Source organism: Bacillus sp. BP-3, assembly GCF_028401955.1.
Taxonomy (GTDB): Bacteria; Bacillota; Bacilli; order Bacillales; family Bacillaceae_G; genus Bacillus_A.
Genome location: NZ_JAQOTJ010000004.1, coordinates 420,448 through 447,092 on the forward strand (window position 1 = coordinate 420,448; position 26,645 = coordinate 447,092).

General features: G+C 34.9%; 27 protein-coding genes, 3 pseudogenes and 1 riboswitch. Of the genes and pseudogenes, 10 read left to right on the forward strand and 20 right to left on the reverse strand.

Features of this window, described 5'->3' with window-relative positions:
• Positions 1-17: 17 nt before the first annotated feature.
• On the reverse strand, positions 18-452 hold the full coding sequence (locus tag PLX19_RS09765) for a NucA/NucB deoxyribonuclease domain-containing protein (protein WP_272188314.1): 435 nt from the start codon (positions 450-452) through the stop codon (positions 18-20).
• Positions 453-712: 260 nt separating this feature from the next.
• Between PLX19_RS09765 and PLX19_RS09770 the strand changes: the two genes are divergently transcribed.
• Positions 713-1,471 (forward strand): DUF3967 domain-containing protein, encoded by a 759-nt coding sequence (locus PLX19_RS09770; RefSeq protein WP_272188315.1) that lies wholly within the window; start codon positions 713-715, stop codon positions 1,469-1,471.
• Between the two features lie 31 nt (positions 1,472-1,502).
• Here PLX19_RS09770 and PLX19_RS09775 read toward each other — a convergent pair whose 3' ends face one another.
• Positions 1,503-2,789 (reverse strand): ATP-binding protein, encoded by a 1,287-nt coding sequence (locus tag PLX19_RS09775; RefSeq protein WP_272188316.1) that lies wholly within the window; start codon positions 2,787-2,789, stop codon positions 1,503-1,505.
• 223 nt (positions 2,790-3,012) lie between these two features.
• On the opposite strand from PLX19_RS09775, the gene PLX19_RS09780 reads away from it, so the two are divergent.
• Positions 3,013-3,213 carry a hypothetical protein gene (locus PLX19_RS09780; protein ID WP_272188359.1) on the forward strand — a complete coding sequence of 67 codons (201 nt, stop codon included), beginning with the start codon at positions 3,013-3,015 and terminating at the stop codon, positions 3,211-3,213.
• Positions 3,214-3,320: 107 nt separating this feature from the next.
• The gene (locus PLX19_RS09785; protein ID WP_272188317.1) at positions 3,321-4,478 is read left to right on the forward strand and encodes an aminotransferase A; all 1,158 of its coding nucleotides are present in this window, start codon (positions 3,321-3,323) and stop codon (positions 4,476-4,478) included.
• Positions 4,479-4,493: 15 nt separating this feature from the next.
• Here PLX19_RS09785 and PLX19_RS09790 read toward each other — a convergent pair whose 3' ends face one another.
• The 4 genes from PLX19_RS09790 to PLX19_RS09805 all read right to left on the reverse strand — a co-directional run bounded on the left by PLX19_RS09790 (position 4,494) and on the right by PLX19_RS09805 (position 9,596).
• Entirely contained in the window at positions 4,494-5,522 is a 1,029-nt protein-coding gene (locus tag PLX19_RS09790) for a LacI family DNA-binding transcriptional regulator (RefSeq protein ID WP_272188318.1), read from the reverse strand.
• A 588-nt stretch (positions 5,523-6,110) separates the two neighbouring features.
• On the reverse strand, positions 6,111-6,953 hold the full coding sequence (malD, locus tag PLX19_RS09795) for a maltosaccharide ABC transporter permease MalD (RefSeq protein WP_272188319.1): 843 nt from the start codon (positions 6,951-6,953) through the stop codon (positions 6,111-6,113).
• Positions 6,954-8,255, reverse strand: coding sequence for a carbohydrate ABC transporter permease (locus PLX19_RS09800; RefSeq protein WP_272188320.1), 1,302 nt, complete (start codon positions 8,253-8,255; stop codon positions 6,954-6,956).
• A 78-nt stretch (positions 8,256-8,333) separates the two neighbouring features.
• The gene (locus PLX19_RS09805) at positions 8,334-9,596 is read right to left on the reverse strand and encodes a sugar ABC transporter substrate-binding protein (protein WP_272188321.1); all 1,263 of its coding nucleotides are present in this window, start codon (positions 9,594-9,596) and stop codon (positions 8,334-8,336) included.
• A 304-nt stretch (positions 9,597-9,900) separates the two neighbouring features.
• Here PLX19_RS09805 and PLX19_RS09810 point away from each other — a divergent pair, with 304 nt between their 5' ends.
• A complete protein-coding gene (locus PLX19_RS09810; protein ID WP_272188322.1) occupies positions 9,901-11,661 on the forward strand; it encodes an alpha-glycosidase in 1,761 nt (586 codons plus the stop codon).
• Between the two features lie 79 nt (positions 11,662-11,740).
• On the opposite strand, the gene PLX19_RS09815 is transcribed toward PLX19_RS09810, so the two are convergent.
• A complete protein-coding gene (locus tag PLX19_RS09815; protein ID WP_272188323.1) occupies positions 11,741-13,417 on the reverse strand; it encodes a glycoside hydrolase family 13 protein in 1,677 nt (558 codons plus the stop codon).
• 274 nt (positions 13,418-13,691) lie between these two features.
• Here PLX19_RS09815 and PLX19_RS09820 point away from each other — a divergent pair, with 274 nt between their 5' ends.
• Positions 13,692-14,792, forward strand: coding sequence for an ABC transporter ATP-binding protein (locus tag PLX19_RS09820; RefSeq protein WP_272188324.1), 1,101 nt, complete (start codon positions 13,692-13,694; stop codon positions 14,790-14,792).
• Between the two features lie 46 nt (positions 14,793-14,838).
• Here the strand turns inward: PLX19_RS09820 and PLX19_RS09825 are convergent, their stop codons facing one another.
• From PLX19_RS09825 to PLX19_RS09835, 3 genes and pseudogenes are all read right to left on the reverse strand, one after another.
• Entirely contained in the window at positions 14,839-15,312 is a 474-nt protein-coding gene (locus PLX19_RS09825) for an SDR family NAD(P)-dependent oxidoreductase (protein ID WP_334313760.1), read from the reverse strand.
• A 97-nt stretch (positions 15,313-15,409) separates the two neighbouring features.
• A pseudogene (locus PLX19_RS09830) lies at positions 15,410-15,507 on the reverse strand (flagellar motor protein).
• Between the two features lie 281 nt (positions 15,508-15,788).
• Positions 15,789-16,244, reverse strand: a complete 456-nt coding sequence (locus tag PLX19_RS09835) for an RDD family protein (RefSeq protein WP_272188326.1) — start codon at positions 16,242-16,244, stop codon at positions 15,789-15,791.
• Positions 16,245-16,389: 145 nt separating this feature from the next.
• Between PLX19_RS09835 and PLX19_RS09840 the strand changes: the two genes are divergently transcribed.
• Positions 16,390-16,818 carry a DUF3997 domain-containing protein gene (locus PLX19_RS09840; protein ID WP_272188327.1) on the forward strand — a complete coding sequence of 143 codons (429 nt, stop codon included), beginning with the start codon at positions 16,390-16,392 and terminating at the stop codon, positions 16,816-16,818.
• A 14-nt stretch (positions 16,819-16,832) separates the two neighbouring features.
• Here PLX19_RS09840 and PLX19_RS09845 read toward each other — a convergent pair whose 3' ends face one another.
• From PLX19_RS09845 to PLX19_RS09870, 6 genes are all read right to left on the reverse strand, one after another.
• On the reverse strand, positions 16,833-17,192 hold the full coding sequence (locus PLX19_RS09845) for a hypothetical protein (protein ID WP_272188328.1): 360 nt from the start codon (positions 17,190-17,192) through the stop codon (positions 16,833-16,835).
• An 85-nt stretch (positions 17,193-17,277) separates the two neighbouring features.
• The gene (locus tag PLX19_RS09850) at positions 17,278-17,787 is read right to left on the reverse strand and encodes a GNAT family N-acetyltransferase (protein ID WP_272188329.1); all 510 of its coding nucleotides are present in this window, start codon (positions 17,785-17,787) and stop codon (positions 17,278-17,280) included.
• A gap of 248 nt (positions 17,788-18,035) precedes the next feature.
• Positions 18,036-18,779, reverse strand: a complete 744-nt coding sequence (locus PLX19_RS09855) for a hypothetical protein (RefSeq protein ID WP_272188330.1) — start codon at positions 18,777-18,779, stop codon at positions 18,036-18,038.
• Between the two features lie 161 nt (positions 18,780-18,940).
• Positions 18,941-20,116 carry an acetyl-CoA C-acetyltransferase gene (locus PLX19_RS09860; RefSeq protein WP_272188331.1) on the reverse strand — a complete coding sequence of 392 codons (1,176 nt, stop codon included), beginning with the start codon at positions 20,114-20,116 and terminating at the stop codon, positions 18,941-18,943.
• Between the two features lie 273 nt (positions 20,117-20,389).
• Positions 20,390-20,839 (reverse strand): NUDIX hydrolase, encoded by a 450-nt coding sequence (locus PLX19_RS09865; RefSeq protein ID WP_272188332.1) that lies wholly within the window; start codon positions 20,837-20,839, stop codon positions 20,390-20,392.
• Positions 20,840-20,966: 127 nt separating this feature from the next.
• Positions 20,967-21,260 carry a DUF3928 family protein gene (locus PLX19_RS09870; protein WP_272188334.1) on the reverse strand — a complete coding sequence of 98 codons (294 nt, stop codon included), beginning with the start codon at positions 21,258-21,260 and terminating at the stop codon, positions 20,967-20,969.
• Positions 21,261-21,569: 309 nt separating this feature from the next.
• Between PLX19_RS09870 and PLX19_RS09875 the strand changes: the two genes are divergently transcribed.
• From PLX19_RS09875 to PLX19_RS09885, 3 genes are read left to right on the forward strand one after another with little or no spacing between them, the layout of a single operon-like run.
• Positions 21,570-22,040: a hypothetical protein gene (locus PLX19_RS09875; protein WP_272188335.1), complete on the forward strand. Its 471-nt coding sequence runs from the start codon at positions 21,570-21,572 to the stop codon at positions 22,038-22,040.
• 31 nt (positions 22,041-22,071) lie between these two features.
• The gene (locus tag PLX19_RS09880; RefSeq protein ID WP_272188336.1) at positions 22,072-22,368 is read left to right on the forward strand and encodes a hypothetical protein; all 297 of its coding nucleotides are present in this window, start codon (positions 22,072-22,074) and stop codon (positions 22,366-22,368) included.
• Positions 22,369-22,422: 54 nt separating this feature from the next.
• The gene (locus PLX19_RS09885; protein WP_272188337.1) at positions 22,423-23,031 is read left to right on the forward strand and encodes an ImmA/IrrE family metallo-endopeptidase; all 609 of its coding nucleotides are present in this window, start codon (positions 22,423-22,425) and stop codon (positions 23,029-23,031) included.
• Positions 23,032-23,294: 263 nt separating this feature from the next.
• Here the strand turns inward: PLX19_RS09885 and PLX19_RS09890 are convergent.
• Positions 23,295-23,627: pseudogene (locus PLX19_RS09890) on the reverse strand (PadR family transcriptional regulator).
• Between the two features lie 166 nt (positions 23,628-23,793).
• Between PLX19_RS09890 and PLX19_RS09895 the strand changes: the two are divergent.
• Positions 23,794-24,570 (forward strand): 3-hydroxybutyrate dehydrogenase, encoded by a 777-nt coding sequence (locus PLX19_RS09895; RefSeq protein WP_272188338.1) that lies wholly within the window; start codon positions 23,794-23,796, stop codon positions 24,568-24,570.
• Between the two features lie 73 nt (positions 24,571-24,643).
• Here PLX19_RS09895 and PLX19_RS09900 read toward each other — a convergent pair whose 3' ends face one another.
• From PLX19_RS09900 to PLX19_RS26165, 3 genes and pseudogenes are all read right to left on the reverse strand, one after another.
• A complete protein-coding gene (locus PLX19_RS09900; RefSeq protein WP_272188339.1) occupies positions 24,644-24,805 on the reverse strand; it encodes a YvrJ family protein in 162 nt (53 codons plus the stop codon).
• Between the two features lie 149 nt (positions 24,806-24,954).
• Positions 24,955-26,139, reverse strand: coding sequence for an S-methyl-5-thioribose kinase (gene mtnK, locus PLX19_RS09905; RefSeq protein ID WP_272188340.1), 1,185 nt, complete (start codon positions 26,137-26,139; stop codon positions 24,955-24,957).
• A gap of 86 nt (positions 26,140-26,225) precedes the next feature.
• Positions 26,226-26,369, reverse strand: a riboswitch (SAM riboswitch).
• A 63-nt stretch (positions 26,370-26,432) separates the two neighbouring features.
• Positions 26,433-26,567: pseudogene (locus tag PLX19_RS26165) on the reverse strand (carbon-nitrogen family hydrolase); the annotation flags it as partial.
• Positions 26,568-26,645 lie beyond the last annotated feature (78 nt).

Consider the following 26,645-nt stretch of genomic DNA (forward strand, 5'->3'; position numbering starts at 1 on the left):
TGATACAAGGTAACTTTTTACTTCACAATAAATTTCACACGTGTTCCATCTGGATATTGATCAAGTTGATTCCCAACCCACGAACCTGCACCTCGGTTATCTGTAGGACTAATATATTCAATGTGTGCTCCTTTTCCGCCTTCTTTACACATCGCCATTGGCCATTCATCACGATCATAGCCCTTTTTTGATGGATATGGAGCTAGTGATTGCTTTCTTCTATCCGCAGCACCCTTTCGATCAATCGTACAAATTTGCGAATGACCTTCTTGTATTGCATTTGCAATATGTTTTCCTGTTTCAGGATACTGCTTTTCCGGAAACTCAATAACTTGGTCGTATGCTACGTCTTTCTTATTTCCTGATTCCGGTTCTATCAAAATTTCGTATATACCAATTAATAACGAAAGGATTGCAACGATTGTAATTAAAGTACCTTTAACTTGTTTCATCTAGACTAAGTCCTCCATTTTCTTGCCGTAAATATGGAACGATTCTCCTTCTCTTTCTGTCATTATAACAAATTTCATATTCTTATGTTTTCAGACATTATTCTATATTCCTATCTTCTTTTCCAGCAAAAACCTGCTGTTTCATGCAGCATTCCACTAATCGTGTAGAAAACTTTCAACCTTCCGACATTTTTTTTCAAAGGAAGTACAAAACAAGAAATGGAATTGATATACATGATACTTTTTAGGGAGGAAATGTCATGAAGGGAACATATAAAACGAAAGATGTCACAAATAAAACGGGAATCCCCAAAAATGTAGTTCGCAAATATAGCCAACTTTTAGAAGAACATGGCTATTTTATTGATAAAACATCTCAATCTCGTACGTATAAAATGGGTGACTTACGGATATTAAAATTGATTCATGAACGAGCCGCTACATTGAAAGAAGACATTATGGAAACAATTACTTCCATACTAAAAGAGGAAGAATCTCCAGCAGAATCTCCTGCTATTGTAGAAGAAAATAACGATTTGCAACTGAGTGAACAAAGCAAAAAATTTGAAGAATTCATGCACAAATTAGATATGCTCGCCCAATTAAACGAAGCCATTATTCATCAAAATTCCACCCTTATTACGCAAAATCGTTTAAAAGATGAAAAGCTAAATGAATTAATACACCAAGTATATGTAAAAGAGGTAAAACAAGAGGAAATGCTGCAAAATCTTGTGGATCATGCCGCAGAAACTGATGCGCTGCAAAAAGAAAAAATGGATTTACTCATGAATCATATGTATAAACGGGAATCCAAACAAGAAGAAAAAATGAACAAACTTATGAATCAAGTTTATAATAAAGAAAGCAATCGTGATGTCCAACTCATGCAAGTAATTCGAGAAATTCAAGAAACAAAACGATTAATTGCCGCGTCGCAAGAACAAAGTTTCTTTAAATCGTTTAAAAGTTTATTCGTCCGCTTTAAATCTGAAAAAACAGGAGAAATAAATAAATAAATAAATAAAAGTTACCATACCTTGGTAACTTTTAATCTTTATGTATAATGTTTTGCATTGCATCTGGTAAGGTAATAATCGCTTCCGTTCCTTTTCCTATCTCACTTTTATATACAAGTGTACCACTATGAGCTTGCAAAATACTAAATGTAACCATTAATCCAAGCCCTGTTCCTTTTTCTTTCAATGAATAATATGGTTGTCCAAGTCTTTCCAGCTGCTCTTTCGTCATTCCGACACCACTATCCTTGACACGGATAACGATAGATTCATCTTTCTGCCATGCAGTTACCTTTAAATATCCTTTATTTTCTTGAATTGCTTCAATCCCATTCTTCACGACATTCATAATCGCTTGTTTTAATTTTGTTTTATCACCTATCGTATATAAATTTTCCGCAATTTCAACTTGTAAATATACGCCTCTCATTGCAGCAAATGAAGACATTAACGTAGTCATTTCAATCAGTTGTGCTGATAAACAAATCTGTTCTTTCTTATCAATTTGTGGCCTTGCTAAATTTAAATAGTCTGAAATAATTTGTTCTGCCCGGTCTAATTCAGCTAAAACAAGCTGCATGTATTCTTTATTTCTCACATCTTCTGTACTTTCTAGTAATTGGATAAACCCGCGTACAACTGTAAGTGGATTACGAACTTCATGAGCTACGCTCGCTGCTAGCTCGCTAACAATATTTAATTTCTCAGACTTTTGCATTTCTGTTCGTAACATTGCATTTTCATATAAATATTCTGTTAAATAAACTTGGAAGGTCATCGTCATGATCATAATAAAGGATGCAAATATGTATTCGCTATATAAATAAGATATCATTGGTGTAAATCCCTTCCCAAATAACAAACCAAACATTTCAAATCCTAAAGAAATTAGAGTATAAAAAGATGCCAATATAAAAGATAAAACTATTTTTTTATGTCTCGAAAATGCACTCCACTTTTTAGACAATAATAAAGGAATGATAGAGATAAAAATAACTTCTAGTACCCGCAACCAACTTAAACCATTGAGAAATCCATCGTATAAAATAGCAATTATAGCTGGAATGATACCAACTATACCACCATACAAAAGTGCGCTAATAATTGAAATTTGATGAAAATCATAATTACAAGTTTCCCAAACACAAATCGGATATGTCATCGAAAGGATAAGCGTAATTGTTGATAATAATACAATAAAATAGCGATTGGGCTTTTGATTCATACTTTGATAACGATTTAAACGAATTGCTTCATACAAAAATAGCGGCAAAATGATGATAGCTACTTGAATCATTAAATCACGGATAAGTCCCATCCCCTCATCCCCTCATCCCCTATATTCATTTTGATATGATTATACCATTTTATTGACAAATTTGTTTTATTTTTTTGATCATTCTAAACATTTCCGTAAATAATTTGTGAAGATTAATTCACAAGTGTTACAACTTTTCGAAATGATTGTAAACCATGTATCAAATCGCTCACGTGCCATATACAATAAATACAGGATAAGAATTCGATTGGAGGAAGAGAAAATGACAGGAACTGCGCTCGTCTTAAATGAGGAAAATCTGGTTGTATTAGAAAATGTTGAGAAATCGGTGTATGAAGAATTACAAGAGCGAACAGGTACAAATGATTGCACATGCTCTATAAACAACTCAGTAGTACATTTAGGAAAAGTTTCTTCTGTTCTTTGGAGTGAAGACGAAATCGATTGGGAATACGGTTATTAAGTAAAAGGTCGCCTTAGCGGCCTTTTTTATTTGTAGCTTTTCAAAGCGATTATATAATAAATATGATAAAATAAAATAAATTTTGCAACGGAAGAAAGGGAGACAAAATGGAACAATTTATTAACCCTCGCGTAAAGGATATTCAAATTTCTGGAATTCGCCAATTTTCTAACATGATTCAACATTATGATGATCTTATTTCACTCACAATTGGACAACCCGACTTTCCAACACCTTCTTTAGTGAAAGAAGCTGCTAAACGGGCCATTACAGAAAACTTTACAAGCTATACACATAATGCCGGTTTATTACAGCTTCGGCAAGCAGCTTGTAACTTTTTAAAAGAACGCTATGATTTAGTATATTCTCCTGAGAATGAAACAATTGTTACTATCGGGGCAAGTGAAGCAATCGATATCGCCTTTCGTACGATTTTGGAAGAAGGAACAGAAGTAATTTTACCAGCTCCTATCTACCCAGGGTATGAACCGATTATCCACCTTTGCGGTGCAAAACCTGTTTTCGTAGACGTTCGTAAAACTGGATTTCGCTTAACAGCAAAAGCACTTGAAGAAGCAATTACAGACAAAACACGTTGCATCGTACTACCATATCCATCAAACCCAACTGGTGTAACGTTATCTAAAGAAGAACTCGAAGAAATTGTAGCAGTATTAAAGGATAAAGATATTTTCGTACTTTCCGATGAAATTTACAGTGAACTTGTATATCAGGATAAACATATATCTATTGCAAATTTCCCAGAAATGCGCGACAAAACAATTGTCATTAACGGTTTATCAAAATCTCATTCTATGACAGGATGGCGCATCGGTTTTTTATTTGCACCAAACTTCTTGGCAAGTCAGATCCTAAAAGTTCATCAATATAACGTTACATGTGCAACTTCAATTGCTCAGTATGCGGCAATTGAAGCATTAACAATAGCAAAAGACGCTCCCCGTATGATGCGTCACCAATACAAAAAGCGCCTTAATTATGTATACAACCGTCTTGTACAAATGGGACTAACTGTAGAAAAACCAACAGGCGCATTTTATCTCTTTCCTTACATTGGCCATTTATCTTCCTCTTCTTTTAATTTTGCAATCGAACTTGTGAAAGAAGCTAAACTTGCTGTTGTTCCTGGCTCAGCATTTTCTGAATACGGTGAAGGGTACATTCGTATTTCTTATGCTTACAGCATGGAAATGCTGAAAGCAGGCTGTGATCGCTTAGAAACATTTATACAACAAAAAAACTAAGAGAAAATTCTTCTCTTAGTTTTTTTCATTTTTACTACAAGTTTGACGTTTCACCAATTTATGAGGAATAATTATACACTTTGGTGAAGTTTCACAATGTTCAACTTTATCAACTAAATATCTTGCTGCCTCGTAACCTAGCTGATAAATATTTACATCTATCGTTGTTAATGGAGGATTTGCCATTTCAGATAACAATACGTTATTAAAACTAACAATAGAAATATCTTTCGGTACAGATATTCCCTTTTCTGATAAAGCACTTAATACACCTAATCCAATCAAATCATCCGTTGCCATAATAGCTGTTGGCTGTTCACTTAGTGTCATAAGTTTTCCCACTGCTTTTTGACCACTTTCTTGTAAAAAACCAAGATTTAAAACATACTCAGCTGGCAGAGAAATATCAGCTAATTTTAATGCATCTGTCATCCCAGCAAGACGATCTTTCGTAACGAGTAAATCTGAATCACCACCGATAAACGCAATTCGTTTATGTCCAAGTGAAACTAAATATTCCGTTACTTCTCGCGCCGCTGCATAGTTATCATTATCAATATATGTAATCTCTTCTTTTCGGTCATATGGTTTACCAATAAGAACAAACGGAAAATTTTGTCCCTGTAAATATTCTAAGATACGGTCATTCATACGGGAATACAAGAGAATAATACCGCCAATTTGTCTTCCTTGCACCATTTTCACAACACCATTAAAAATCTCTTCTTCCGTCTCTCCAGTCGACATATACAATGAGTATTCTTCTCCGTGTGCAAATGAGCTAATTCCTCGAATAACCTCTGGGAAAAACGGATTTTGAAACGATTTATTTGCAGAACTCGGCATAACAAGCCCAATCGTTTTAGGTGTTTGATTTGCAAGGCTTCTCGCATTTAAATTCGGATGATAACCTAATTCAGCCATTACTTTACGAACACGTCGTTTTGTTTTCTCACTAATGCTCGGATTATCAGCAATTACACGTGAAACTGTAGAAGGAGCGACATTTGCTTTTTTTGCTACATCTTTAATTGTAACTGTCATAAATTTGTTCCCCCTCTCTTCTTTGACTTATATAATTTTTACTAGTTGCTTCTATTTTCATTACGCATTTGCGGGCAGTACGATTTCTACCTTAACATTCAGAGAAAACAAAGAAAATAGATATTCGATATAAATTCATTATAAATTTTCGACATATAAATCGATCCTACGCAGAATACAACACGACCTTTACTCGCTTGCTCCCTTTGGTTTAAACCTAGCATGCGGAAGAAGAATGCTCTGACCGCTTCTATGCACGGCCAGGTGTTCTTGTCCCTCCCTAAAAAAAGAGGTTTTTATGTCGTTTTTTCAACTTGGATATATATGCTTTATTCCATTCACAGAAACCTTTATTAATGTCAATCTATATTTTCCCTCTTCATGTATTGTAATGGATAGATGATTATTTTCCTATACCATACACTATTTTTTTGAATTTTTCTTTGTTCCTATACTTTCTAAATCGATTCTTCGATAAAGTGAAACTTCCATCACCTTTCTTCTTTGCTTCTCTCTCAATCTTGAGTTTGGTGTCTTACTGCCCCCAATAGCGGGATAAAAAAAGAAAAATGGGACATAGCGTCCCATTTATCCCTTCGTTCCTCCAGCAGTTAAACCAGAAATAAAATATTTTTGCAAAGATAAGAACAAAATTGAAATTGGTATCGCAATTAATACCGAACCTGCCGCAAATGTTGTAAATTCATTACCGAATTTTTTTGCTACCATTTCATATAATCCAACAGCTAATGTATAATTTTCTGGTGTACGTAAAATGATACTCGCTAAAATAAAATCAGTAAATGGACCAATAAAAGTAAATAACGCTACAACCGCAACAATTGGTTTTGCTAAAGGCATAATAATTTGCCAAAAAATCCGAAAATGCCCTGCCCCGTCCATACGGGCTGATTCGTCTAATTCTTTTGGAATCGTATCAAAGTATCCTTTCATGAGCCACGTATTCATCGGAATTGCACCGCCAACATAAATTAAAATCAACGCTAGATGTGTATCCATTAATCCTGTCAGCTGAGCTAAAATATACAATGCAATTAATGCTGAAAAGTTTGGGATCATTTGAAGAATTAAAAATGTTAGTAACCCATTCTTTCTTCCAACAAAACGATATCTCGAAAATGCATATGCTGTAAAACTAATTGACAATACAGAGAAAATCATTGTCAAAATACTAACTTTCAACGTATTTTTATACCAAAGTACATAGTTACTTTGCGAAATATCAAGTAGTTTTTTGTAATGATCCAGCGTTGCATTTTTAGGAATTATACTTGATCCAGAGAGACTATCTCCTGGGTTAAATGATGATCCTACAATCCATAATAGCGGATAGAAAATAATCACACACATCATGAAAATTACAAAATAACTTAATGAAAGACGTAATATCTTCTGTCGTTTTATGTTCATTTACATCATATCCTCTTCTTGGAATGATTTTGTTCTTTTAAATTGCCATAAAGCAACTGATATAACAATTAACGATAAAATCATCGTAAGTGCTGCTGCTTTCCCATATTGAGCCGATGTCATCGTCAACTTATAAATCCAAGAAATTAAAATATCCGTCCCTCCTGCATCTTGTCCCGCTACAGCTGGACCGCCGCCGTTAAACAGATAAATAATACTGAAATTGTTAAAGTTGAACGTATATTGCGTAATTAAAATAGGAGCAGTCGCATATAAAACGAGCGGCAATGTAATTTTACGAAATTGTTGCCAAGCTGTCGCACCATCTACCGTCGCAGCCTCATACAATTCACCCGGAATCGATTGCAGTATACCTGTCGTCATCGCAAAGATAAAAGGAAAACCGAGCCATGTTTGAATGAAGATCAAAGCGACTTTCGTCCAAAATGGATCTGTCATCCAAGCAATTTCTTTAATTCCAAATAGAGCCAACACTTGATTATTAATTGCTCCAAATGATTCGTTAAACATACCAGCAAATACGAGGATCGATACGAATGCTGGAACGGCCCAAGGCAAAATAAAGATTGTACGAATTACAGCTTTCCCTTTAATTCCTGGTTGATTCACTAAAATTGCCAAGAAAATTCCTAGTGACACTTGCAATGTTGTTGCCAAAAACGTCCAAATAATTGTCCAAGAAAATACACTTATAAATGTGTTTCGCCACATTGGTAATGTGAAAATATCAACAAAATTTTTAAAACCAACCCAATCTACAAGTTTCGCAGGAGGAGAATGATATAAATCATAGTTTGTAAATGCAATGAGTATGACGAAAATAATTGGAAGTACAACAACAAAGATTAATAACAGAAATCCTGGCGAAACCATCATATATGGAAAACCTTGGTCTAATAAATGATGGTACTGCTCTTTTACAGAGTGTAACGGTATTCCTTCATCACGCTTTTTCCCATTTTGATACGCATCATATATATTAAAAGCATATATACCCAGTCCAAATGCAGTAACGATCAGCGCTAAAATACCTTTTACTAATAGAAAGATAGAATGATCACGAGGAACTTCTGTACCGAGTGTTACAATCCCCCACAACCCAATATTTAATAAGTCAGCAAATGCTACAAAAAACGAACCAGTTAATATTAGAAAAATAATACCTTTTACATATTGTTTATTGTACAGTTGACCAATACCTGGAATAATCGACAACGTTGCCGCTGCTTTTCGGTGTTTGGAACCGTTTCCTGCATGAGCTGGTTCAAAGGATGTCTGCATGGTTCTTCCCCCTTTTTTTCTTCCCCTTGGAAGGAGGAGAATTCGTGTCTTTTGCATACAAAAGACACGAATTCTATATTATTTTTTCTTACTATGATTTGCTTCAATGTTTCCTTTAATTTGTTTCACAGCCCCATCAAGTGCTGCTTTTGGATCTTGCTTGTTTGTTACAACTAATTGCAACGCATCACCCGCTGGTTTCCAAACTTCTTGCATTTCTGGAATATTCGGCATTGGAACACCATTTTCTGCTTGTGCTACTACTGCTTTTGCAGCTTCGTTATCTTTAATAACTGGATCTTCCATCACTGATTTCACTGGAGGAACTTCTTTTGTTTTTTCGAAACGAATTTTTGCATTTTCTTCATTTGTTACCCAATCATTGAATTTTGTTGCTAAATCTTTATTTTTTGAGAAGCTTGTTACATGCCATCCTTTTACACCAACAAACGTTTTCATCGGTTGACCATTTGGTAATTTTGGCATTGGAGCTACACCATAGTCAATCTTTGCTTTTTCAATCGCTTGAAATGCCCATGGACCGTTCATAATAGACGCTGCTTTTCCTTCATTAAATAATCCATCTGCAGCTGATCCGCCAGACTCACCGATAATTCCTTCTGGGAATAGTTTTTCTTTATACCATTTTTGAATAAATTCTGCACCTTGTACTGCACCGCTATTGTTTAATCCAATATCTGCCGGGTTTGGTTTACCATCTTTCTCACCAAATACATAACCACCCATACCTGACATAAATGCATTCGCAAAGTAGAAGTTATCTCCTAATGCTAAAAATCCGTATTTTCCGCCCTTTGTAAACTCTTTTGAAAAATTATATAGTTCATCCATCGTTTCTGGTGCTTTTGGCATTAATTTTTTATTGTAAATGAATACAGGTGTTTCAATCGCTTTCGGTAATCCGTATAATTTCCCATCGTATGTTTGTGCTTTTAGTGATAAATCAGTAAACTTACTCTTAACAGAATCATCTACTTTTATTTCAGAAAGAAGCCCCTCTGTTGCCGCGTTTCCGATTTGATCATGTGGTAATGTTACAACATCTGGTCCTGTGCCAGCTGGACCGTCAAGACGCAGTTTTTTTACTTGTTCTGTCATCTGAACTTCTACAACTTTTACCTTTACATTATATTTCTTTTCAAAACTTTTTACTGCTGGGTCTAAACCAACACCTTTTTTCTGGTCTTCCCAAACAAGAAGATCATAATCTTTCTTCTCCTTGCTAGCTTCTTTTTTTCCTGAATCTTTCGGACCACATGCAGACAGCATTCCGATTGTCAAAGCTGAAACTGTTAATAAAGATAACGCTTTCTTCTTCATCCCTAAATACCTCCCAAAATATGTACATAATAACCAAAAATGAAAACGTTTGCATACAATAGTTTAATAGAAGCACAAACGACTTTCTAATCTATGAAAACGTTTGCGCTATTTGTCTATCATTATACATTCTTTTATAGATTTTGCAAATATTATTTTTCAAAAAATTTATGTGGTCATTCTTTATATTCATTGACTTTACATAAAATGAGTACTACTCTTATAAACAATATTAAAGTTATATAAAAAGCAATCGTTTGCGATATATCTTTATTTTTCAAAATAGTAAAGGAGGATTTTTTTCATGTTACAGGAAGCAATATACCATAGACCAAAAGATAATTACGCATATGCTTACGATGAAAAAACACTTCATATTCGGCTACGCACGAAAAAAAACGATGTAGATGTAGTGTCCTTCATTTATGGGGATCCATATGAATGGCAGAACGGGAAGTGGCTCACAGCAAACCTAACAATGAAAAAAAGCGGTTCGACGGATTTATTCGATTATTGGTTTGTTTCAATTGAACCGAAATTTAAGCGCTTACGATATGGATTTGAACTAAAAAACAGCACAGAAACTATCATTTATACAGAAAGAGGATTTTTCTCTGAAGCACCTACCGATGACGTCGGCCATTACTTTTGCTTTCCATTTATACATGAAAAGGATGTTTTTACAGCTCCTTCATGGGTAAAAGATACAGTGTGGTATCAAATTTTCCCGGAACGTTTTGCGAACGGAGATGATACATGTAATCCAGCGAATACTCTTCCTTGGGGTAGCGCAGAGCCAACTGCAACAAATTTTTTCGGCGGGGATTTTGCCGGCATTATACAGCACCTTGATTATCTTGAAGCACTTGGTATTTCCGGGATTTATTTTACTCCAATCTTTACGGCACATTCGAATCATAAATACGACACAATCGACTATATGGAAATCGATCCGCAATTCGGAACGAAAGAAACATTTCAAAAGCTTGTCGAAGCATGTCATCAACGCGGTATAAAGATTATGCTAGATGCCGTATTTAATCATAGCGGATACTTTTTTGATAAATTCCAAGATGTTCTAAAAAAAGGAGAACGCTCTCCTTATAAAGATTGGTTTCACATTCATGAATTCCCAATTAAAACAGAACCTGTTCCTAATTATGATACATTCGCGTTTACACCCGATATGCCAAAACTAAATACTTCTCATCCAGATGTAAAAGAATACTTACTAGAAGTAGGACGTTATTGGGTACGAGAGTTTCACATAGACGGTTGGCGACTTGATGTTGCTAACGAAATCGATCATAGCTTTTGGAGAGAATTCCGCAGTGAAATAAAAGTAATTAACCCTGATGTATATATTTTAGGAGAAATTTGGCATGATGCATTGCCATGGTTACAAGGTGATCAATTTGACGCTGTTATGAGTTACCCTGTTACAAATGCCCTTCTTTCTTATTTTGCACACGAAACAATTAAAGCTAGTGAATTTATGGAACAAATTACATCATCTTTACATTCATATTCCATGAATGTAAACGAAGCTGCTTTTCACCTATTAGATAGTCATGATACACCACGAATTTTAACAACCTGCAATGGTAATAAAGAAAAAATGAAATTACTTTATGTATTTCAGCTCTCCTTCATCGGTTCGCCATGTATTTATTACGGTGATGAAATTGGAATGGAGGGTGGAATGGATCCAGCCTGCCGAAAATGTATGATTTGGGAGGAAGATAAACAAGATAGAGGATTATTTCAGCATATACATACATTAATTTCACTACGAAAGCAACATAAAGCCTTTAGTGGACACGGTTCATTTCATTGGATTGAGGCAAACGACAAACACAATTATATTTCTTATATAAAAACATACAAGCAGAAAACAATCTTTTTTGTTTTAAATCCAACAAATCGTAAAGTTTCAGTTCCTCTTCCTTATGATATCGCTGGTAAAAAGATTACAAACTTATATACAAAAGAAGAGTTTTCTGCCGAAACAAACTCACTACAAGTTACACTTCCACCATACGGATTTTCCATTTTAACATGGTAAATAGAAAAAGCCTTGTTTTTTATACAAGGCTTTTTCGCTAGTCGCTTGAGATGTGTTATATTCTATAATTTCTATCTGCTCATTTCAGTTTATACACCCTCGCTTCATAAGGCTGTAAAGTAATATTTTCAATTAATTCACTCTGCACATCATAATTGTGTATTAATAACTCTGAACTACTATATGTTATCTCTTCTGGCAACTCAAAGACACATGTTTCCTCAGTAAAGTTTGCAATAGCAAGTAATTTCTCATCTTTCCATGTTCTCACATAAGCAAAAATTGATGGATGATCTTCTAGAATTAAATCATATGTACCATATACAATAATCTCATGCTTTTTACGAAGTTCAATCAATTTCTTGTAATAATAAAAAATTGATTTTGGGTCATGTAATGCCTGCCACGCATTAATCTCTTTATAATTAGGATTTACTTGTAGCCACGGCTTACCTGTTGTAAATCCAGCATGTTCGCTGTCTTCCCATTGCATCGGTGTCCGAGCATTATCGCGTCCTTTCGCATAAATAGATTGCATCACCATTTCATGATTTTCACCACGTTCCATTACTTTTTCATGGTACATATTCAACGTTTCAATATCACGGTACTCATCAATTGAAGCAAATTGGACATTCGTCATTCCAATCTCTTCCCCTTGATAAATATAAGGAGTTCCTTTCATCATATGAAGTACCGTCGCTAACATTTTCGCTGACGGAATACGATAAGATTTATCGTTACCAAAGCGAGAAACAACACGCGGCTGATCATGATTATTCCAATACAAACTATTCCATCCTGTATGCTCCAATGCTTTTTGCCACTTTGTTAAATTCTGCTTTAGTGTATGGAGAGAACATGGTATCACATCCCATTTACCACTTTCTCCAGAATCTAAATCCATATGTTCAAATTGAAATACCATCTGTAATTCCTGACGCTCTTCACCTGTATAAAGTTTAGCTTCTTCCGTTGTTACACCCGGCATTTCACCAACTGTCATAATGTCATATTTAGACAGCACTTCTTGATTCATTTCATGTAAATACGTATGAATATTAGGTCCATTCATAAAGTATTGATGCCCGGATACATACCCTTCCGTTTCGGTATCAACAGCTGGAAGCCCCTCTGTTTTTGAAATAAAATTAATGACATCCATACGGAAACCATCAATTCCCTTATCAAGCCAAAATTTCATCATGTCATAAATCTCTTTACGTACATTTTCATTGTCCCAATTTAAATCAGGTTGCTTTTTTGAAAATAAATGTAAATAATATTCGTCCGTCGTTTCATCATAGCGCCAAGCCGATCCACTAAAAGCAGCTCCCCAATTATTTGGCTCTTTTCCATCTTTCCCTTTACGCCAAATATAGTAATCTCGATATGGACTATCTTTGGATTTCCGAGATTCAACAAACCAATGATGTTCATCTGAAGTATGATTAACAACTAAATCCATCATTAATTTCATATTACGTTTATGCATTTCACTTAATAATTCATCCCAATCATTCATCGTCCCAAATTCATCCATAATCTTACGATAATCGCTAATATCATAACCATTATCATCGTTTGGAGATTCGTAAACTGGTGATAACCAAATGACATCTATACCTAGTTCTTGTAAATAATCAAGCTTTGAAATAATTCCACGAAGATCACCGATTCCATCACCATTACTATCCATAAAGCTACGCGGATAAATTTGATATACAACACTTTCTTTCCACCACTGTTTCTCCATCTTGCTCCCCCATTTCATTATTTAATTACAGAACAGGCGCAAACGTTTTCATGAGTGAATGATAACAGATTTAAAAAAAAATGAAAATAGACTTACATTTTTTATCATCAAAAAATATAAACTTCTTCCTCGATTAACATTAAATATACAATACTTAAACTACACCTCTTTTAAAAAATGAAAACGTTTTAATTTTTTTATTTATTTTTTTCATGCATTCGTTTATAATAAATCCAAAGAAAACGTTTGCACAATTTTGCTAGGAGGAAAAATCATGGCAGAACTAAAATTAGAAAATATTTATAAAATATACGATAACAATGTAACAGCGGTAACAGACTTTAATTTACACATACAAGATAAAGAATTTATCGTGTTTGTTGGTCCATCTGGGTGCGGGAAATCAACGACATTACGAATGGTCGCTGGTTTAGAAGATATTTCAAAAGGTGAATTCTCAATTGATGGCAAGATAATGAATGATGTTCCTCCAAAAGATCGTGATATCGCAATGGTCTTTCAAAACTATGCACTCTATCCGCATATGAGTGTTTATGATAACATGGCATTTGGCTTAAAACTTCGTAAAATTCCAAAAGAAGAAATTGATCGCCGAGTGAAAGATGCAGCTCGTATTTTAGGACTAGAAGAATATTTAAATCGAAAACCAAAAGCATTATCCGGAGGTCAAAGGCAACGTGTAGCATTAGGACGTGCCATTGTTCGTGATGCAAAAGTCTTCTTAATGGATGAACCGTTATCAAATCTTGATGCAAAATTACGTGTAACAATGCGATCAGAGATTTCTAAGCTTCATCAAAAACTAGGAACAACAACTATTTATGTAACACATGACCAAACAGAAGCTATGACAATGGCATCACGCCTTGTTGTTATGAAAGATGGGAAAATACAGCAGATTGGAACGCCAAAAGAAGTATATGAAACACCCGAAAATATTTTCGTAGGCGGATTTATCGGCTCTCCTGCGATGAACTTCTTCCGTGGTAAATTAACAGAAAATCACTTTGTAATAGACAATAAGATAAAAATTACAGTATCTGAAGGAAAAATGAAACTACTGAGTGAACAAGGCTACATTAACCAAGAAATTATTTTAGGAATTCGTCCAGAAGATATTCATGATGAACTCTTATTTTTAGAAGCTTCACAAGATACAACATTTACAACAAAAATTGATGTTGCTGAACTATTAGGTGCAGAATCTATTTTATATATGAAACTTGGAAATCAAGATTTTGCAGCACGTGTCGATGCGAGACATATGTTTACAAACGGTGATCAAATCCAGCTTGCTTTTGATATGAATAAAGCGCACTTCTTTGATGTAAAAACTGAAAAACGCATTCGCTAAATACAAAGAAACCGTCCATATACATGGGCGGTTTTCCATTATAATACTATACTACTTCTGCTGTATGAAATAATTGTTGCCTTGCTCCTATAACACCAGAAATCGGTAAATCTGTTAACATCATTTCGTCTTGCTGCTTCATAAAAGATGACGTCAATTGTTTTATCTCTATCCAGACGTCATTTATACAAAGTGTAGTGGAATCGTTCTCTTTTTCATGAGAAAATATTGGATCTATTTTATATAATCCAGCATTATTAAACAACATATCAACTCTATTATAGACTTCAAGTGCAACTTCTATAACATGTCGCCAATCACTTCGCTTACTCATATCGTGAATAACAAAAATTGCATCTCCACCTAATTCTACAATTTCATCAACTGTTGCTTGTCCACTTTCCTCATCAATATCTGTCACAATTACTTTTGCACCTTGCCCTGCCAACAAAAGAGCCGTGCTACGCCCAATACCGATGCCACCACCTGTTACAACGACAATTTTTTCTGCTAGCTTCATCGCCATTACTCCTTCTGGTTAGTCTTACCGTCACAGTATACTCCTTTTTTCAAAGCATCCGCAAGCAGAAAAAGATAGATATATAAGATGTAATCGTTTACTTTTGAACTTTCTCTTTTTTCTTACTATTATACTGGTCAAAAGCTAAACCGACAAAAATAAGAACCCCAAAAATAATAAACTTCCTCCCATCATTTCGCTCCTCCTAATATAAATTTATTACTCTTTATTATAAATATATAATTTTTGTTAATTTTCAATCTAATCTAAATGAAATGAAAAAAGCGCGCCTTTCCGTGACGCGCCATCAATATGGAGGGTACTATATAGGAGATGCCCGTCCTATATAAATTCTATTATACCAATTAAAAATATCGAATTTTGTAAAAATTTAGACTTCATTAAAATTTTTATTGAATTGTTCCCTCTTTACAAAAATATTACTAATAAAAAGAGAAGCGGCTGCTTCTCTTTCTCTATACGACACTCATAACTTTTGTTTTTACTATAAGATCATGGAAACCGCTATTATCACTTCTAAACAGCATCATATATACATTACATATCAGTGGAATCCCAAGAAATAAAATATTTGGTATTAACAATACCAAAAACCTCATTGTTAATATTCCTAACGTTAACTTTTCATGTGTAAGTGATACAAGCTTTGTACGTGTAAATTTTTTCCCTGGTGTATATCCATTCCAAATGAATGGTAGAACAATAAAATAAAGCGCCATTAATAAACATACAAGCCCAAGGTCATAACGGATGTCTCCTGAACTTACATTAAAACGATTCAAGATTGCTTTATAGTTTCCTGTTGTAATTGCGACAACAGCACCGTACAGAACAGAAATGAAAAACATATCAATAATTGCAGCCCCGATGCGATTCATAACAATCGCAGGACGATGTATTTTCAGGTTCATGTTGTGTCGTCTCCTTTTTCTATCCTTTATTAACTGTTTCATCGTATCATGTCTAAAAACAGATGTAAACAACTCATAAATTGGTGTTTTACTCTCTTTTCCTGTACAATATGTATCAATCACATTTCGGAAGGAGGAGCTCATATTGAAACGATTCATCATCTTTTGCTCTTTCATACTTTTAGCTAGTTGTTCAACAGATTCTAAGCACTCTCATTACAATGTTAGCGATGAATATGAGCTCATGAATGTTACCGGTGACGCACTAGAACTTTTCCCAAAATCAGACGCCTTGTATGCTTCTCAATATATTCCATCAAAAATTGTAGAAGTTGCTTGGAACGACGCTTATATTTTAGCAAAGCAAATAGAACAAACAGATGACCCTAATAACCCTGACGCTTCTATTACTAATCAAGCGAAAGAAAATTATTGGATTATTGATTTAAAAAATAACCGTCGATTCGGTCCCTATACAAAAAAACAATTTGAAGAACAAAAACACGAATTTCGTATCTCAGAACAATTGCAATTACAAAACGTGAAAACTTACTTTAAAAAACAAGAATCTTAAAAAGGTCAAATGTGTCATTTGACCTTTTTGTCATTATTTTCTTTATAAAACAACATTCCATAAACAATCGTTCCAAACATAATACAAAATAATAATATGAATGCCCGTTGAATCAATACAATATGCAATCGCAAAATGTCTTGAACAATCTCACCGTTATAGTATCCACATCCGTAGAAAAAAACAAATATCAATATAAATATATAAATTTTGTGTTTATAAAAATAATGTGCAATACTCATTCCAACTCCAAATAGTACTCCTATATATACAATTTCACATAGAAGATAAATAAGTGATAGTTGCTCAATTCTTTGTAACATATATAATAAGCCTATTTGAAAACAAATCGCTAATATAATTCCGATCAACACCGTGAATCCCCTCACGGATTGTCTCCCCTTTCACTCGATTCACTTCATTATATTCACGAAGTAATAAAACGAGCGGGAGGTTGTACTACTTAAGAAGAGTTTTTATATCTTTCCAGCCGTATGCAATTTCTTCTACGTGTAGGTCTTCAATTTGTTTCTTATCTACAAAAGAGCCTTGTAATGCTTCATAAAAATATTTAGAAGGATTACTTGTCACTACCCATACAAGCATAGAACAACAGCCATTCTCATATAAATCCGCAGCTACCGCTTTTATTAATCTTTTTCCAAGTTGATTCCGCTGATATTCGCTTAAAATATATATCGCATATAACTCTCCATCATATCCATAACTACCCGTTCTTTCTTTCCCACCATCTGCAAAACCGATGATTTTCCCGTCAGTTGTTTTGGCAACATAGACATGCGACTGCTGTTCCTGTAATATTTTTAACCATAATGCTTCTCGTTTCTCATACGACTTTTTATCTAATACTTCTTTCGGCATTATCCCTTCATATGTTTCTCTCCAACTATCAACATGAACACGTGCGAGTTCTTTTGCATCATTTATATCGGCTTTGATAATATACATTTTTTCTCTCCCTGCTAATCATTATATAAATATACATTCTCTATAAACCGACATATTTCCTCTCCTACTCTATAAATCCATTTTTATTTTTCGACATATGGGTGCGATACAACATAACCTATACTCGCTCTCTTTGTTTTAACATTGCATGTGGCAAAATTAGGCCTTGTTCGCTCTCGTCCTACTCAAAAGAAAAGAGTTTTCATGTTATTTTTTAACTTATATAACAATGAAAAACCATTTCACTATTATAGTGAAATGGTAAATGTTTGTGGTTCCGCTATTTTTTCATGTGAGTCTCCTACCGCCAATATATCTGTTGTAAAAGAAACTGTTTTTACTTTTTCATTAGGATCACTTAGTAAAAGTCCAATTAAGCCATCCCTTTTTTCACCAGGACTATACCCCTCTCTCGATACACTTTTTGTACCAACAAGCGTATCTTCTGCATATAAAAAGTTTTTCGCTGGTACATGAAATGATTGCGTTTCATTTACAGTTACATCATTCATTGAAAAGAACTTCATCTCTTTGTCGCCTGCATTTTCAACCTTATATGTAATTTCAATATATTTAGCGGTATCACCAATATCTTGTCCACTTAATGATGCATACAATTCTGCTTCCGTTTGCTCCAATGTCTCACCTAAGCGATGTTGCACTTCTTCTGGAGTTAATTTTGTATACATTTTAAGCGTTTCTTTTGTGTCAGTTTCCATATTTGATAATGTAATAACTCTGAGATTATCTACATAAATTTTCATCGTTCCAACTGTAAATGTTTCATTTACATGTTTGATTTGTTCTAATTTTAAAGTCCCCCAGTTTTTTTGCTTAATCTCTCGGCCCACTTTTGTTAGTTGTAAACCGCCATATTCATTTGTCTCAGGAATAGCCTGTTTCTTTGGCTGCTTCACTTTTTCTTGCTGAGCACACCCACTTAAAATTATAAGAATGCTGCATAACATATAAAATACATTCCTGATTTTCATAATCTTTCTCCTGTCATTACATTCTATGAAATTATCATTTCATGTACTATTATACTATACATACCCCGAAACTCTTTTTTGAAGATCGCGAAAGACTATTCCATCATTTATTCCGTCCATAAACAAAACCAGCTAGTGGACACATTAGCTGGTTTTGTTTATTATAATGCTTCTATAAATAACGCTACTCCCATACCGCCGCCGACACAAAGAGAAGCAATTCCCTTTTCCAATCCTCGTCTTCTTAATTCATGAATCAAGCTTACTGTAATACGTGCTCCTGTACACCCAACCGGATGGCCAAGACCAATTCCACTACCGTTTACGTTTACCTTTTCGCGACTTAAACCTAATTCTTTCTCTACCGCTAAATATTGTGCAGCAAATGCTTCATTAATTTCGAATAAATCCGCATCATTTACTGACCAATTGACTTTTTGCAGCCCTTTTTGAATCGCTGGCACTGGCCCTATCCCCATAAATTTAGGATCTACACCTGCTACAGAGTGTCCAACAATTCTCGCTATTGGTTGAAGCCCTTTCTCTTTCGCTTTTTCTTCACTCATTAAGACTAACGCTGCACTTCCGTCATTAATACCCGATGCGTTTCCGGCAGTTACTGTTCCATCCTTACGAAAAGCTGCTTTTAAACTCGAAAGTTTTTCTAACGTAATATCTGCACGAGGATGTTCATCTTTGGAAACGACAATCTCTTTTCTACGTTCCTTTTTCGTAATCGGAACAATTTGCTCATCAAAATAACCCGCTTCGATTGCATGAAGAGCACGTTGATGACTTAACAACGCTACTTCATCTTGTTCTTCGCGAGAAATTTCATATTGCTCTGCAAGATTTTCCGCGGTTTCTCCCATCATAATACGATGGATTGGATCTTCTAGCACTTCCCACACCATATCACGAATTTCTCCATGTTGTAGTCGCTGTCCCCAGCGGTTCTCTTTTAATACATACGGACTAGAACTCATCGCTTCTACTCCCCCTGCAACAACAACATCGCTTACACCTAATTGAATTTGCATTGCTGCTGAAATTAGCGCCTGCATACCTGAAGCACATTGACGCTGAATTGTATAGCCAGTAACTGTATCAGGAAATCCCGCCATAAGAGCTGCTGTTCTTGCTGTATTTGCCTCATCTGTTCGCTGAATACAGTGACCTAAAATCACTTCATCTATTTCATTAGGCGACACACCACCTCTTTTTACAGCTTCCTGTAATACAGGAACTATAAGTTCAGTTGGTTTTACATTTTTGAAAACTCCTCCAAATGTTCCAATCGGTGAACGAACTGCAGCTGTGACGACTACATTACGCATCGTGTACTTTCTCCTCTCTTATGTATCCTAGTAAATTTCGGATGAAATACCGCAAGATGCATATCTATGTCAATTATATTAGGAAGTAACTAAAAAATCAAAATATTTAATAAAGTAAGATACATATATTCATTTAAACTTTTCGTATATAAGTCACTGCTATGAAAGATACAGCGTGACCTGTACTCACTTTCTTCTTTCATTTTAAACCTTGTATGTAGCAGGAACAGGCCCTGGCCGTTTCTATGCGTATCCAGATACTCTCGTCCCCTCTTATTCAGTTAATGCCAATAAATATTTTTGAAGAATTTTTTCTGTTGTTGTATTCAATTTTGGCAATTTATCAATTGGAAAATACCGCATATCCAATCCTTCTTCATCACATTGTATTTCACCGTACACACGATGCGCTTGAAATACATTGATTACATTATAAATTTCGTCTCCATGCGGATACCGATAATATAAGTCTTGACCAGAAAGCACACCGAGAAACTGTAAATAATCTGCTTGTAAACCAGTTTCTTCTCTTAATTCTCTCTCTGCGGTTTGTTCAATTGTTTCTCCTAACTCCATTGCTCCCCCTGGCAATCCCCAATCATATGTATCAGAACGAAGTTGTAATAATACTTCATTCTTTTCATTTAAAACAATTATTGCTGATCCTACTATTATAAGTGGTTTTGTTCCAACTAATTTTCTTAGTTCCTGTATATACCCCATTATATAACTCCCCTTTCTATCCTTCTCCTATAATAGCAAAATTCTTTATTTATTTGTTTGACACCTATAAAATATTTTCATACACAAAAAGAGGCTAACTCACATTAGCCTCTTCATTGCTTATTATCTAGCCAATATGGCTTTCGTATTTTACGTCCTCGAATGCTTTTTCAATCTCTTCATCTCGGTAATGGACATATGTAAAACGTCCTAACTCTACTAAACGTGCAATTTCCCGCAATGCTTTTCCTTGTTCATACTTTTCTTCGATTGAGACATGAACATAAAATTTCATAAGTGGATGTTCATACAATGCTTCGCTCACTTCCACATATACATTTTCTACCCCTTGTATAACTTGAACATAACTTGCAAATTGATAAACAGCTTCACGATCTGAAACAATTTTTAATGTATACATGTTTTCCCCCCCTTTTTCTTTTACTATAACAAAAAATGGGTATATAATTGTGTCAAAATTTGACTATTTTCCGACTTCTTTTCCAAAATTATTATCCCACTATTTTTACGTAATAAAAACATGAACAAACATATTTAATTATTAAAACTGCTCACAAATTCATGTAAATAAAATACATTATTAATAACTTAGGCTGTAACAGGATTAAAAACCGCTCTAAACGATAGTTCATTTGTCCATACACATTCTCTCTTTTCACATAAAGTATGGTATAGACATTTTCTGTAGTTATTAAAGGAGAGGATTTTGTTGTCTTATTATTATTATGATCGCTGCCGAAGAAAAGTCCAGTATGATCAAAATAATCAGTATGATCAGAACGATCAATCTGAATCACAGGAAGAACATAAAAAGAATCATACACATAATCATAACGTTGCTCAGATTTCAGATAGTGGAAATTCTCAGGTGAATTTAAACGTAGACTCTGATATAGATACTGATACTGATACAACTGCTACTAATCAGCAGTCTACTGATGTAGGGCAGGGGCAGCCACAAGGACAAGGGCAGGGGCAGGGGCAAGGACAGGTACAAGGACAAGGGCAATTGAATACAGATGTTACAAACCAATTATTAGCGGCCCTGCTCCCATTTTTAACAAACGTATTAAATAATGCTGCTCAACCTCCGCAAAATAATCAAAATCATCTAAATCACCAAAATCACCAAAATCACCAAAATCAAAACCACAATAACCAAAAAGGAATAGGCTACTAAACAGTAGCCTATTTTTGTAAGGAGGATTTTTATGATGCGGCGAAATAGCTCCAATATTTCAAACAGCGGAAACTCTAATGTGAATATAACCGTAAACGTCGATACAAGCTCTATTGCCTATGCGATGATGTGTTATTGGCATACGAGCGGTATGATTACGGATGAACAGTTCACTCATATGATAACTAATTTTAACAGTTTGCTAAACAAAGAGGACGCTATACCTCCGCAGCTCTTATCAAATAAAGAATATTCCCCGTACAGGATTCGGCAAAAAAACAATGTCGATACATTAAAAACATTTATTCCTCCTTTTTTCAATCGTTAAGTACATTTCATTTCTATTAAGATAGAAAAATCCATAATATTTGAGGTGTCTCCTATGTGTCCTTACATTAATTTATGTATTTGCATTACTCCTGGATCTCATATTGACAACCAACGAATTGCTCAAGATATTGCAATTGCTAAATATATTTGGCATCCTATCGTATTTAAAATTGAAGATGTCAGTGTACTAGATGAATCCTATCGTTTTCATGATTGTGAAATTAGTTACGTATCTTCGTTAAAATCACAACCAAAATTGACTTCTTTATTTGCTGAATGTTCTAAGCGTGCAGCACACTGTGATATTTATATTTGTTATATCGGCAGTGATTATTTTCAAGAACAATCTGTGATCGCTTGTGCTTATTCCATATCAATTCGTAAACAAATTAAAGGTTACATTGTATTAACAAATGCAGCTTCAGCTTCGAAGAACATCTACACCCTTGCACACGAAATTGGTCACATTTTATTCACACGCCGTGTACAAGATAAGCTTACAAATGCAGATCCCGAATGTCCAAACGGTTCCGAGCACCATCCTTCTCCTACGAATCTTATGCATTATATCGTTCCTACCCCTCATAAATCACAAATAGATTCCTTATTAACAAATACCCAAAGAGAATTATCTTTACAAAGTCCTTTATTACGTAAGTAAGTGCTGTAGTTTCTTCTAAAAAAGATTTTATGTCTTCTGCTTTGATTCCCTTGAAAGCCTCTATCTTAACTATCTCTGTACAATATTTTGACGTTTAGAATCCCGCATCATAAGCAGTACTAAGCTTCCATACAACACAATTGGCTCTAAATTTCCCCATCCCGTATTATTAATTTTAAAATATTCAAATACACTTTCATATCAACTAAAAATTTTTCTCCTTCTTTAGAAACTTGCATTTGATTCCCCTCATCAAGTCAGCGTTATCGTTTCCTTCCTTTTCCCTCCAACAAGCGCTGTACACTACTTTGCATTACTTCCCATCGTTCCATGAAGTCACCTAGTGCATCTTCACCTTTTTCTGTTAATGTGTAATATTTTCACTTTGGACCAGATGGCGATTCCTTCATCGTACTTGTAATCAATCCTTCTTTTTGCATGCGAATTAATAGCAGATAAATACTTCCTTCACTTGCCATCGTAAAACCATACTGCGCCAATTTTTCACTCATTTCATATCCATATATTTCTCCTTCAGAAATAATGGCAAGTAAACATCCTTCCAAAATACCTTTTAGCATTTGACTCGTCGACATCATTCAAATCCTCCCTCTATCTTGTTTTACAAGATAGATAAGTATAAGTATCTTACAAAGCAAGATAGCTTGCGTATTTTCCCAAAAAGATTGCAGGATTTCCCACTTCGTTTCTATAAATAGAGCATTAGAGTTAACTATATTCATAGAGGAGATGGAATAAAACATGTTTAGAAGTCGCGTTGTATTTTTAACAGGTGCAGCAAGCGGAATTGGATACGAAATGGGAAAGTCCTTTGCAAAAGAGGGCGCAACTGTTATAATTACGGATCGGTTAGAGGTCCGAGTACAAGAGGCAGTGAAACAATTACAGAACGAAGGATATAAAGTATTGGGAATGCAGTGTGATGTAACAGTAGAACATGAGATTGAACAAGCTATTTCTGAAACTGTTACACGATTTGGTTCACTTGATGTATTAATTAATAATGCAGGTATGCAATACGTTTCTCCAATTGAAGATTTCCCTACTAAAAAGTTTGAAATGCTTATTAAAATTATGCAAATTGCACCGTTTGTTGCAATAAAACATGCATTTCCTATTATGAAAAAACAACGATACGGTCGCATCATTAACATTGCTTCTATTAATGGTCTCGTTGGCTTTGCAGGCAAATCTGCATATAATAGCGCCAAGCACGGAGTAATTGGCCTTACCAAAGTCGCTGCACTAGAAGGCGCTGAATATGGTATTACCGTAAATGCACTTTGTCCCGGATATGTTGATACCCCTCTTGTTCGTAATCAACTTCAAGATTTAGCCACAACAAGAAATGTCCCGCTTGAACATGTACTAGAAGATATTATTTACCCGCTTGTACCGCAACAACGATTATTACATACAGAAGAAATTTCAAACTACGCCTTATTTTTAGCAAGCGAAAAAGCAAAAGGGATTACAGGACAAGCAGTTGTCATTGACGGTGGTTATACGGCACAGTAAAATTCAACAAACTATTTTTCTTCTATATCAATATAAGAAACGGATTGTGCTTATTCCACACAATCCGTTTCCGTTACATATTTTCTTTTGGAGATTCATATCTTTGCATTTGTTTTGGTAGCTTCTCAATCGCAACAATAACGCTATCTAACTTACTTTCAATTCTATGAAGCAAGTATAGCGTAACAACAATCGGAAAGCCAACATTGCCAATAACTGATATCCATTCCTCCATCGTTGTCTCCTCCCTTCTTATTATAAATAAGCGGAGAGACAGAAAAGTGGTAACTAAAACAAACTAAATCATTTCAACTGTTTTTCAAAATATCTGCAAATACCACTATACACATTCTTCCACATAACAGAGGGTGGGACTACTACTACTCATACCCTCACTTCCTTTTCAAAAACAATAGATTCAAATTGTATACGGAATAAACGAGCATCCGCATTTTCTGTTTCATGTAGAAGTAGCTTTCTTCCTAAACGTAATGCATGCCGTTTCGCTAGTAACCTTGCTTCACTTTGAGAAATCCCATCTAAATCAGCAACATGAGCTAACCCGATTGTCCGGCGTATCATCTCACATCCCGCAAACCCAACTGCATCAGCGAATATATTTTTCAGTACAATTGGTAACCATTGTTTTTCTCGCGTGTATGGCTCTATCCCTTCAAGCATCCATAGTTTTGTAAATATTTCTACGAAAACGCTCCATGTTTGTTCGATGTGGTAAAATAATACACTGCGTTTATTCTCTTCACGCGACAACGCATTTACTAATAAATTCGCAATAAATTGACCTAAATCAAATCCAAGCGGACCAAATGTCGCAAATTCTGGATCAATCACTTTCGTTTCGGAAGAGGAAGAAAATATACTTCCCGTATGTAAATCACCGTGAATTAACGCTTCTTTTCTTGTTAAAAATTTATATTTATACTGTGCTACTTGTAGCTTCAAATTTTTATCACACCAAAGTTCGTCAATAATATCTTGTAATTCTTCTTCATATTCGTTTGTTTCATAATTTGCAAATGGATCAGTAAATACAAGGTCTTCTGTAATCTTACATAAATCTGGATTTACAAATTGACTATCTAACAATCTTTTTTCTTCTGCTTGCAATCCAAAATCTGATGTATAGAAAAGAACACGGGCCAAAAAACAGCCAATATGCCGAGATAATAACGGATAATCTTCTCCGGCTATTAATCCTTTTCTTGTTATCGTTAATGCTGATAAATCTTCCATAACAATGATTGCTAACGTTTCATCGTGTCCATATACTTTCGGAACATATTCTGGAACATATTTCGCAAAAATTTGCAATGCATCACTTTCAATTGTTGCACGGCGTAAAGATAGCGGCCAACTTTCTCCTACTACCTTCGCATATGGAAGAGCCTGCTTAAGAATGAGCCCCTTCTTCCCATCATGCAAACGAAACACATAATTTAAATTCCCATCACCAATTTCTTCACAAGTAACAACTGCCTCTTCTGAAAAATAACCATTCTCTTTCGCATATGTTACGGCCGTTTTTTCTGTTAGCTGCTTGTATCCCACTTTGATTCCCCCTAATATATTAGGGCTTTTCACCATAAGAAAAACCTCTTTCTACACCGAAAGAGGTTTGAAGATTCACTTCTCCCCTCTTATCTACCAGAAAGTTTCTTTCTGTTGGAATTAGCACCGTGCCTTACTAGGCGCCAATCATGCGCCCCATTTCACAATGGTATTACGGTCGGTTGCTGGGTTTCATCGGGCCAAATCCCTCCACCTGCTCTTGATAAGAGTATATACAGTTGTCTGAATTTATTATTTTCGTTTCTGACTATACCAAGAATAAAATTTGTTTGTCAACATTTTTTTGTCGCATACAATTCTGGACGACGATCAAAAAAAACAGGAATCCCTTTACGCACTTCAGAAATTTTCTTTATATCTAACGTTCCATACAAAATCGTTTCTGTTTCATCAGCCTCAGTAACAATTTATTGTGATAGGTAAGGGTTTGATATTATCTCCGCCTTTTCCCCCACATCACACCGTACGTGATGGTTTCCCATCAT